Genomic DNA, 10,447 nt, shown 5'->3' with positions numbered 1-10,447 from the left:
TGCATGTATTAGGCACGCCGCCAGCGTTCGTCCTGAGCCAGGATCAAACTCTCCATAAAAGTGTTTGATTAGCTCAACTTGCATTACGCTAGCAATGCAATATAATACTTTGACGAGATAAAAATTATCTCTTTAATTCGCTTGGCTTTTGTTCAGTTTTCAAAGAACTAATCCGCCGCTCATTCATCAGCGACATTCACTATAGTAACACAAAAATCTGTTCTGCGCAATATCATTTGATATTTTTTAAAACAACACACAAAAATGTCGAATCACAAGAACAAGAATTACTATAACACAACGAAACATTCTACGCAAGATCCTTTTAAAAAAAATATGTTTAAAGAATTTTTCCGCTGAGATCTAATAATTTACCACAATCGCAAACAAAATTCAAACCATAGAACAACAATTTATAAATCAACCTACTTCCTTCTATATAATTGATTTTCACCATCAAAACACTCCATTTATTATAGTCTTTTTTTTAGCGGCTTGAAAATAGCTCCCCCTCTAGTTCAAACAAAATTATAACCAGCCTTTCACAAAATCCGCCCAAAACAAAAACTAAGCTAGTTTACCCCTTCATCAATAACTCCAAAATAAATAATGAAATAATTAACATCAATTGTGAACAAATTCACAATTTCTCCACACCATTATGTGAAACACTTCACATAATGGTGTTATACTTTAACTAGAAAAGAAATTAACTAGTAAGTCATTGATTAAAGTTAGTTAAGTAGGAGGTCTTCTATTATGAATGGAAAAGTAAATCGAGTTGTTCTTATCGGTACAGGTGCAGTAGGTTGTAGCTATGCATATTCTTTAATTAACCAAGGCGTTGCAGAAGAATTGGTTCTTATAGATGTAAATGAATTACGATCTGAAGGAGAAGCAATGGATCTAAATCACGGACTTCCATTTGCACCAACTGCTATGAAAGTATGGAATGGCACGTACGAAGACTGCCAACAAGCAGATTTAGTTGTCATCACAGCTGGTCTAGCTCAAAAACCTGGAGAAACAAGACTAGATTTGGTTGCAAAAAATACTGCGATCTTTAAACAAATAGTCGGTAACATTATGAAAAGTGGTTTTGATGGAATATTCTTAGTAGCAACAAACCCAGTTGATATTATGACTTATGTAACATGGAAAGAATCAGGCTTACCCAAAGAGCGTGTTATCGGTTCTGGAACTACATTAGATTCAGCTAGATTACGCTATATGTTAGGAGACTATTTTGAAATTGATCCAAGAAACATCCATGCATATATTATCGGTGAACACGGAGATACAGAATTACCTGTTTGGAGCCATACTACAATCGGAATTGATAAACTTGAATCTTATATAGAAAGAAATGACACCTATAACACTGGAGCACTAGATAAAATCTTCGAAAATGTTCGTGATGCGGCTTACCATATTATCGAAAGAAAAGGGGCAACTTATTACGGTATTGGTATGTCTTTAGTACGAATTACGAAAGCCATTTTACAAAACGAAAATAGCGTACTCCCTATATCTGCTTACCTTACTGGTGAATACGGACATAATGATATTTACATCGGAGTACCTGCAATAATTAATCGTAACGGAATTCGAAAGATTTTAGAAATTGAATTGAACAACAAAGAAAAAAATCAATTTGATCATTCTGTCAAAACTCTTCGTGAGTCCATGGAACACATTTTAGAAATCTAATAAAAAACCCGGCTTCTAAAGTTACTAGAAGTCGGGTTTAATTTTCAAGTCACTTAATTATCCAGATTAACTAGAAAGCTTATCTTTGTTCTTCTTTTGATCCTCTTCGTATTCAAACTCCCAATAGTCCGCATTTTTTATGTTTAATCTCTTAGGATCGAACACAGGATCCTTTCCTTCTTTTTTCTGTTGCTCATAATCTTTTAACACTCGCAAAGCAGGCTTTGCAAGAATTAAAATCGCAATTAAGTTTAACCAAACCATTAAACCTAATCCTACATCACCAAGTGCCCATGCCAGATCTGCCTCTCTGATTGCACCAAAGAATACCGCTAAAAGTAGAACCACTTTCAGTATGAACATACCATACTTTTTATATTTCCCACGTATTAAATACGCTACATTTGTTTCGGCCATGTAGTAATACGCCATAATTGTTGTAAAGGCAAAGAAGAATAACGCAATCGCAACAAAAGAGGCACCAAATCCCGGAAGGACAGATTCAATCGCTGCTTGCGTATAACCTGCTCCCGCTGGAATTTCACTAATGTTATTAACAATATATTCCCCATTTGGACTTTCTACATTGTACATACCTGTAAAGAGAATCATAAATGCTGTTGCCGAACAAACTAAAAGTGTATCAATATAAACAGAGAATGATTGAACGAGCCCTTGTTTAGCTGGGTGGGAAACCTCAGCCGCCGCAGCTGCATGTGGACCTGTTCCTTGTCCAGCTTCATTTGAGTAGATACCACGTTTAACGCCCCATGAAATAGCAAGACCGATAATTCCACCAAACGCAGCATCTGCACCAAAAGCACTACTAAAAATCAAACCAATCACAGCTGGTAACTCAGTAATATTAACTAACACAATAATCAATGAAAGTAGGATATATGCAACTGCCATGAAAGGAACAACAAACTGCGCGACATTTGCAATCCGTTTTACTCCACCAAAAATGATAATACCAATAATAGCAATTAAAATAATACCCGTAATATAAGTGTTGATTGAAAATGCATTTTCCACAGCAACCGCAATGGAGTTAGATTGAATACCTGGCATAAGAAGACTCATAGCTAGTAAAGTTGCAACAGCGAAGATAACAGCGTACCATTTCCAACCTATTCCTTTTTCGATATAATAAGCTGGTCCACCTCGATATTGACCATCTTGCTTTTGTTTGTACATTTGAGCAAGAGTAGATTCAATAAATGCACTAGATGCACCGATAAAAGCAATCATCCACATCCAAAAAACAGCCCCCGGTCCCCCAAACGCAATTGCCGTTGCCGTACCCGCTATATTACCGGTACCGACTCGACCGGAAAGTGCGATGGCCAAAGCCTGAAATGATGAAATTCCTGCTGATGAACTCTTGCCACGGAACGTTAGCCGTACCATATCTTTTACGTGTCTAACTTGTAAAAAACGAGTAAAAATGGAAAACAATAAACCAACGCCTAGACAAAAAATAATCATTGGAGTGCTCCACAAAACACCATTCAACCAATTGATTAAATCACTCACATAGATTCCCCCTAACACTTTAAATTTTCACATTTCTTACTAACTTGAATTATAGGGCATCTAATGCTATATAACAATATAAAAAAACGTAATATTTAAAATAATTATTCGCCAACATTCGAGTTAGATGTTTTTGTTAGCGTTTTCATATATATATCATTCGTATTCGTAATTGAGATAATTAATAAAACGTAAGCAACACATCACTATCAGAAAAAAGCACCTCGTACATTTAGGTTCGAGATGCTTTTTATTATTAAAACAGATTTTAAACTTGCTTTAGTGCTCGATTTAAATCTTCAATAATATCATCAATTGCTTCTGTTCCAATTGATAGACGAATCATTCCCGGTGTAACTCCTGCAGAAAGCTGTTGATGGGTTGTACTAGCCGGATGGATAATGAGAGATTTAGAATCTCCTACATTAGCTAGATGGGAAAATAACTGAACAGATTGTATTACTTTCTTCCCTTCCTCCACTCCACCTTTTATCCCAAACGTTAAGATCGTTCCTTGTCCTTTTGGCATATATTTTGTCGCTAATTCGTACGACGGATGACTTTCTAACCCAGGGTAATTCACCCATTCAACATCCTTGTGCTCTTGTAAGAATTGTGCTATTTCAAGTGCATTTGAGCTGTGACGTTCCATTCGTAAGTGAAGCGTTTCCAAACCTTGTGATAATAAAAACGAGTTAAAAGGAGAAATAGCGGCTCCTAAATCTCTCAGTAATTGAACACGAGCCTTAATAATATAGGCAATTGGACCAACCGCCTCCGTGTATACAATTCCATGATAACTAGGGTCCGGCTCTGTTAATCCAGGGTACTTTCCCGCTCGAACTCCAATTAAAATTACCACTATCAACAATAACCCCACCTATTGAAGTACCATAACCACCAATAAACTTAGTAGCTGAATGAACTACAATATCAGCAACATGTTTGATTGGCTATAATAGATAAGGACTTGGGAATGTATTATCAACTATTAATAGGAGATTATGATCATGAGCGATTTTTGCTACCATCTCAATATCTAGTACATCACCTTTTGGATTGCCGATTGTCTCTGCATAGATTGCTTTTGTTTTACTGGTTATCGCATTTTTGAAATTTTGTGGATCACTTGGATCGACGAAGATAACATTAATTCCCAATTTTGGCAACGTATTTGCAAGAGGATTATCATAGTAACGATTTTTCTTCCTGCCAACTGAACTTTTCTGAAAATTCTTTCTTTTTATTCGTCGTTCATCTATTTCTTACAAGAAAAGACATTTGCTAATAAATGCAAATGCCTTTTCACACAACTTATAACGGAAAAGATAATTTAACTTCTGTTCCTTTTCCTTCCTCACTTACAATATCGATGTCCCCTTTAAAATGTTTCACAATTTGATAAACCATAAACAAGCCAATTCCTTGTCCAGCCATTTCTTGATTAATCTTTTGGTACTTTTGATACAATCTTTCTAAGTTTTCAGGAGTCATTCCGACACCATTATCTATTATATGTATGCATAAATGATTATTCTTAACAAAACTGTCAATTTTAACCTTTTCACCCTCATGACTGTTATTGCAGCTTATCAAATACTCTATGTAATAAACTTCCATTCTCCTACTAAAACTACCTCCCAACCTGCAAACAAAGTCAAAATTCGACTACTTTTATAAAAGATTTAAAAATTCCTCAAAACCACTATTACTTCAGTATTTTTGTATGACATTAAAACGATGAATATTAAACCTAGACTTTACAATTATTTTTAATATGATAAATTAATATCATTAAGAACGTTAAATTTTTATTTAACAAACTTATTTTTATTATTTCTGTGCAAGAGTTAGTTCCATTCTTGCATCCATTAGTAGAAGAAAATCAATTCTTCTATCTTCCGTACATATCAATTGAATTCTAAAAAAGAGGTGATTTGACAACAAAGAAAAAGGATGAACCAAATAAATGTAGTTAATTTCTAAAGGAGGAGTTTGAAGGTGAAAGCTATACAAAATTCAAAAACTATCATTCTTTCTTTCATGTTAGTAGGACTTATAGTCACAATGTCAGCATGTGGCGGAAATGAAGAAGCAGGACAAAGCGATGGAATTGGGTCTATTGATACGATTACATTCGCCGATGCAGGATGGGACAGCATTCGCATTCATAACGCAATCGCTAAAAATGTCATCGAAAATGGGTTTGGTTATAACACGGAGTCAATGCCAGGGTCGGAGACTGGTTCGCTTATCGGTATTGGCAACGGCAGCTTAGATGTATACATGGAAATTTGGACAGGGAATTTTTACGATCAATATACAGAAGCAATTGATAATGGAGAAATTATTGAATTAGCCGTGAACTTTGATGATACAGCAGAAGGTTTGTATGTTCCTACGTATGTAATTAAAGGGGACGCAGAGCGAGGCATTGAGCCATTAGCACCAGGATTAAAATCAATTCATGATTTACCTGATTACTGGGAAGTGTTCCAAGACCCAGAAGATACTTCCAAAGGAAGAATTTATGGCTCAATACCTGGCTGGGCAGCAGATAATGTACTAGAAGCAAAAATGATCAATTACGGGTTAGATGATACATTCACATACTTCCAGCCTGGATCAGATACAGCTTTAAATACTTCATTAATTAACGCATATGAAAACGGTGAGCCTTGGGTGGGTTACTACTGGGAACCAACTTGGATTGCTGGAATGTATGACATTACCCTTCTTGAAGACGAACCATATGATGAAGAATTGTGGAATGACGGGTATTTAACTGAGTTTCCGTCTCAACGATTAACGATTGCTGTGCAAAATCAGCTTCCTGAGCAAGCACCAGAAGTTGCAGAATTCTTAAACAACTATGCGACAAGCGCTGAAATTACAAATGAGTTACTTGCACACATGCAAGAGACTGATGCAGAAACTGAAGAAGTCGCTGTATTCTTCTTACAAGAATATGAAGATGTATGGACAACATGGGTACCAGAAGACATTGTTGAAAAAGTAAAAGCAGGGCTTTAACAAACATATGGCTTGGCTAAGGACAACTTTAGTCGAGGGCATTGATAAAGATTGACTTTCACCTTTTCAGTGCCCTTTAGTCAGGCTTTTTTCTAAGCACTGGTTAGACTTATTTTAGGAGGTGAATTGGTTGCACTTTTCTATAATTGCAACTAAAGAAGAATGAACAATTTCCCTGACTCGTTACGGTTTGAATTAGGAAAACATATAGAAACATTTGTTAGATGGTTAGATACGAATTTCTCCGGACTATTTGACGCCATTAGCACTTCCCTTCTTTGGGTCATGGTCCATATGGAAAATCTCTTAATTATGATCCCTTGGTGGTCAGTGATTCTTGTCGTGTTCGTATTCGGTTGGCGTTGTGCCTCCCTTGTTTCTGGAATCGTCTTTTCCCTATTAATGATCTTAGTTGGTTCTTTTGGATATTGGGATTATACAATGATGACATTAGCCATTGTTCTAGCTTCTGTCTTTATCTCATTGCTTTTTGGGATCCCGATTGGAATAGCTATGGCGTACAAACGTACGACAGAAGCAATTATGAAGCCAATATTAGACGCAATGCAGACGATGCCAAGCTTTGTGTACTTAATCCCGGCTATGATTTTCTTTGGGCTAGGTAAGGTCCCAGCTGTCATTGCTACAATCATTTATGCCATTCCACCGGTAATTAGGTTAACAAACCTTGCTATTCGTAGAGTATCAAAAGATATGGTTGAGGCTGCTTATTCTTATGGCTCCTCCCCTATGCAAGTATTAACAAAGGTTCAATTGCCTCAAGCTCTTCCAACGATTATGACTGGAATTAACCAAACAACGATGATGGCACTAGCAATGGTCGTTATTGCATCCATGATTGGGGCTCAAGGCCTTGGTATGGAAGTATTAATTGCCATTAACCGTGTTGATATTGCACGAGGTTTTGAAGCTGGACTTGGTATTGTTATTTTAGCGATTATCATGGACCGAATTTCACAAGGAATTGCAAAGAATTCTCAAGTAAAAGAATAGAAAGCTATTAGAAAGTAGGAGTTCGATTATGACAGAAAAAGTAAAAGTGGAAAACTTAACGAAAATATTCGGACGAAATCCCAAATCTGTACTAATGAAAGTAAAACAAGGTGTGTCGAAAGAAAAAATTCTAAAAGATACAAAACATACGGTTGGAATATACGATATTTCTTTAACGGTGAGCGAAGGTGAAATGTTCGTTATCATGGGGCTCTCCGGAAGTGGTAAATCTACGTTAATCCGTTGTTTAAACCTTTTAAATAAACCAACAGACGGGAAAATTATTGTAGATGGGGAAAATATTGTTGACTACTCTAAACAAGAGCTACGATCGTTTAGACAAAATAAAATTGCGATGGTCTTCCAACATTTTGGGCTCTTTAGTCATAAAAATGTTATTGAAAACGTTCAATATGGTCTAGAAGTGAAAAATACAGACAAAGAAGAACGCTATGAAAAAGCAAAACAAGCACTAGCCAATGCTGGTCTTGCAGGCTGGGAAGAAAAAATGCCCCATGAATTAAGTGGCGGGATGCAGCAACGTGTTGGACTTGCTCGGGCGCTAGCAACTGATCCAGATATTTTATTGATGGATGAACCTTTCAGTGCTCTCGACCCTCTTATTAAACGAGATATGCAGCTTGAATTAATGGAACTTCAAGCAAAATTGAAAAAAACAATTATCTTTATCACTCATGATATAAACGAAGCATTTAAAATTGGTGATCGTGTCGCCGTAATGAAGGATGGACAGATTGAACAAAGCGGGACACCAGAAGAAATTATTGAAAAGCCAAAAAGTGATTATATTAAAGACTTTGTAAAAGATATTGACCGTTCGAAAGTCTTACAAGCTAGTAATGTTATGTACAAACCTTCATCCATCGTTTCCCTAAAAGAAGGATTAAAATCAGCAGTAAATGAAATGCGTTCTAATGGTATTTCTAGTGTGTTCGTTGTTGATAGTCAGAGGAAATTACAAGGACTTGTTACGATTGACGATACAGTAAAAGCAATAAAAGAAAACAAAACATTAAAAGACATTTTAATTGATAAGTACCATACAACGGATCCTGATACGTATTTACAAGATTTAATTCCAAAAGCAACCGAATCAAAATATCCACTTGCTGTTGTTGATGAAAACAATAAGCTTCTTGGACTTATTTCAAGAGTATCGGTATTATCAGCATTGGTGTAATTACTAAAGTCACGTGCTAATTTAGAGGGAACCGAAAAGGCGACAAGCGACCTTTTTCAGTTCCCTCTTTACTTGCATGGGGCTTTCCTCGTTTACCTTTGGGATTTTATACCAATCGAGGTGAAGATTTATCATATTCTATTGGTAGTAATGAAAATTTAGCCAGTCTGATGTGGATCGTAAATGGTTATTTGCACATATGTTAATGTATCAGCTTTATCAGGAGGAACAAGATATGACTCATACGCATTCAATTAAAAAACAACTTCCATTGTTCTTAGCAAATTGCTGTTTACAAACGTATTTCCAATATACCAATGAAGGTGAATTTACAATTCCAAAAGGATACAAATTACTAGCAAATGTAAAAGCAAATGCGATTGGTATTAGAGAATGGTTTGGATTTATTTTGGAATCCAAAAAGAGTGTCATCATTGCTTTTCGAGGAACAGACTCTAATCCAGATTGGATAGTCGATGCTGAAGTATCACAAGTTCCATTCCCATATACGAAAGAAACATTTTTCGTTCATGAGGGTTTTTCCTCTATTTATCAATCATGCAGAGATGACATAATCGACACCTTGGAACAAATCCCTTTAAAAAAGAAAGTTTACGTTACAGGGCATAGCTTAGGTGCCGCAATTGCAACATTATGTGCTTTTGATCTATCAGAACACGGATTCAACGTCTCTCTTTATAACTTTGCAAGTCCTAGAGTTGGAGATCCTGAATTTACAAAAGCATTTGAACAGTCTGTCCAAAAAAGTTACCGATTCGTCAATATTTATGATATTGTACCACTTTTGCCCCCAGAATCTATTTATAGTCCATTAGCAGATCAAACGTATTATTATCAACACATTAAAGACGCAGATACATTTGGTATTCAAACAGATACATTAAGCGGGAATCACAGCATCTATACGTATATTAAAGGTGTAAAAGATTTCTAGATGAAAGGGGTTATCCCAAAGGTCACTTCAGACTGGGATAATCCCTTTCATATTACATTTGGGGTTTGATCGCTTTTATTAAAATAGACTCTCCCATAAACGACTCGACTTTCCCATCGTTGATCTTCAGACGGAATTTGTCATGTAACTCATACGATGAATTAATCATGTACTCAGCTAATATCTCTTTCTTCTTTGGTTCAAGATTCATCATCTGACACCAAATATTAAATTGAAAATGTTTTCTAAATCGATAAGATTCCTCAATTTCAAAGCCAGCATCTTCTATCATTTTATACCACTCTGATTTTTTCCAAGCACGATAATGACTTGGATCTCGATCTTTTTCAATTTTATTATAAAAAGAATCAAAGTCATCTCGTTCTGGGGCTACATTATCAATAAATAACAACGTCCCTTCCGCTTTCACGACCCGGAAAGCTTCATTTATAAAAGCAAAAACATTAGGAAAGTGATGTGCAGCAATCCTACATGTTACAACATCAAAGCTACTATCATCAAATGGTAAACGTTCGGCATCACCTTGAACAAACATAACATTTGTGTGACCGTTAGAATCGATGAATCCTTTTGCTGCATGTAGAATTTCTGTAGTCAAGTCTAATGCCGCAACCTCTTTAACAACTGGGGCTAATGCATTGGCGACATGCCCTCCTCCTGTAGCGATATCAAGGCATTTTTCGATGCCTTTCACTTGGGAGATTTCGAGAAGTTTTTGTAAGTCCTGTCCCTTAGCATGTGTATTGCTCGTTACATAGTTACGTGCATTTTTTCCAAACTGAGCTTGTACGTTAGCTTTCGTGTTATCTTCAGTCATGGAATCACATCCTTTTTTAACATTCATGAATTGGTTTGCCTCTTTATTATAACGCATAATGTTAATTTATGGATAACTTTCCCTTTCGACTAACCTCTTGATAACATCATGTTCTTCGTTACTTATAACACTACTAATTTACCTTTGTGTGACCGTTTTA

The 10,447-nt window shown here is 36.1% G+C and carries 8 protein-coding genes, 1 rRNA gene and 1 pseudogene; 5 read left to right on the top strand and 5 right to left on the bottom strand.

Annotated elements, in window-relative coordinates; all coding sequences use genetic code 11:
- Window positions 1-59, bottom strand: a 16S ribosomal RNA gene (locus SAY88_RS18140); the annotation flags it as partial.
- A 700-nt stretch (window positions 60-759) separates the two neighbouring features.
- On the opposite strand from SAY88_RS18140, the gene SAY88_RS18135 reads away from it, so the two are divergent.
- Window positions 760-1,710, top strand: coding sequence for an L-lactate dehydrogenase (locus tag SAY88_RS18135; protein ID WP_332633567.1), 951 nt, complete (start codon window positions 760-762; stop codon window positions 1,708-1,710).
- Between the two features lie 66 nt (window positions 1,711-1,776).
- On the opposite strand, the gene SAY88_RS18130 is transcribed toward SAY88_RS18135, so the two are convergent.
- The 3 genes and pseudogenes from SAY88_RS18130 to SAY88_RS18120 form a co-directional block, all read right to left on the bottom strand.
- Window positions 1,777-3,246, bottom strand: a complete 1,470-nt coding sequence (locus tag SAY88_RS18130; RefSeq protein WP_332633566.1) for an alanine/glycine:cation symporter family protein — start codon at window positions 3,244-3,246, stop codon at window positions 1,777-1,779.
- 268 nt (window positions 3,247-3,514) lie between these two features.
- Window positions 3,515-4,433, bottom strand: a pseudogene (locus SAY88_RS18125) (O-acetylhomoserine aminocarboxypropyltransferase/cysteine synthase family protein); the annotation flags it as partial.
- A gap of 127 nt (window positions 4,434-4,560) precedes the next feature.
- On the bottom strand, window positions 4,561-4,866 hold the full coding sequence (locus tag SAY88_RS18120) for a sensor histidine kinase (protein WP_332633565.1): 306 nt from the start codon (window positions 4,864-4,866) through the stop codon (window positions 4,561-4,563).
- A gap of 381 nt (window positions 4,867-5,247) precedes the next feature.
- Between SAY88_RS18120 and SAY88_RS18115 the strand changes: the two genes are divergently transcribed.
- The 4 genes from SAY88_RS18115 to SAY88_RS18100 all read left to right on the top strand — a co-directional run bounded on the left by SAY88_RS18115 (window position 5,248) and on the right by SAY88_RS18100 (window position 9,449).
- Window positions 5,248-6,279 carry an ABC transporter substrate-binding protein gene (locus SAY88_RS18115; protein WP_332633564.1) on the top strand — a complete coding sequence of 344 codons (1,032 nt, stop codon included), beginning with the start codon at window positions 5,248-5,250 and terminating at the stop codon, window positions 6,277-6,279.
- Window positions 6,280-6,441: 162 nt separating this feature from the next.
- The gene (locus SAY88_RS18110; protein ID WP_332633563.1) at window positions 6,442-7,293 is read left to right on the top strand and encodes an ABC transporter permease; all 852 of its coding nucleotides are present in this window, start codon (window positions 6,442-6,444) and stop codon (window positions 7,291-7,293) included.
- Between the two features lie 28 nt (window positions 7,294-7,321).
- Window positions 7,322-8,494 (top strand): quaternary amine ABC transporter ATP-binding protein, encoded by a 1,173-nt coding sequence (locus SAY88_RS18105; protein WP_332633562.1) that lies wholly within the window; start codon window positions 7,322-7,324, stop codon window positions 8,492-8,494.
- A 235-nt stretch (window positions 8,495-8,729) separates the two neighbouring features.
- Window positions 8,730-9,449: a lipase family protein gene (locus SAY88_RS18100; RefSeq protein WP_332633561.1), complete on the top strand. Its 720-nt coding sequence runs from the start codon at window positions 8,730-8,732 to the stop codon at window positions 9,447-9,449.
- A 52-nt stretch (window positions 9,450-9,501) separates the two neighbouring features.
- Here SAY88_RS18100 and SAY88_RS18095 read toward each other — a convergent pair whose 3' ends face one another.
- Window positions 9,502-10,287 carry a class I SAM-dependent methyltransferase gene (locus SAY88_RS18095; protein ID WP_332633560.1) on the bottom strand — a complete coding sequence of 262 codons (786 nt, stop codon included), beginning with the start codon at window positions 10,285-10,287 and terminating at the stop codon, window positions 9,502-9,504.
- Window positions 10,288-10,447: the final 160 nt, after the last annotated feature.

Source organism: Halalkalibacter flavus (assembly GCF_036663575.1).
Lineage (GTDB): Bacteria > Bacillota > Bacilli > Bacillales > Bacillaceae_D > Halalkalibacter > Halalkalibacter flavus.
Note: the sequence above shows the minus strand (reverse complement) of the source record. Positions and strands in the feature narration are given on the sequence as shown.

Coding starts and splice junctions, on each gene's coding strand:
- SAY88_RS18135 (WP_332633567.1), top strand. CDS start 760: ATGAATGGAAAAGTAAATCGAGTTGTTCTTATCGGTACAGGTGCAGTA.
- SAY88_RS18120 (WP_332633565.1), bottom strand. CDS start 4,866: ATGGAAGTTTATTACATAGAGTATTTGATAAGCTGCAATAACAGTCAT.
- SAY88_RS18110 (WP_332633563.1), top strand. CDS start 6,442: ATGAACAATTTCCCTGACTCGTTACGGTTTGAATTAGGAAAACATATA.
- SAY88_RS18105 (WP_332633562.1), top strand. CDS start 7,322: ATGACAGAAAAAGTAAAAGTGGAAAACTTAACGAAAATATTCGGACGA.
- SAY88_RS18100 (WP_332633561.1), top strand. CDS start 8,730: ATGACTCATACGCATTCAATTAAAAAACAACTTCCATTGTTCTTAGCA.
- SAY88_RS18095 (WP_332633560.1), bottom strand. CDS start 10,287: ATGACTGAAGATAACACGAAAGCTAACGTACAAGCTCAGTTTGGAAAA.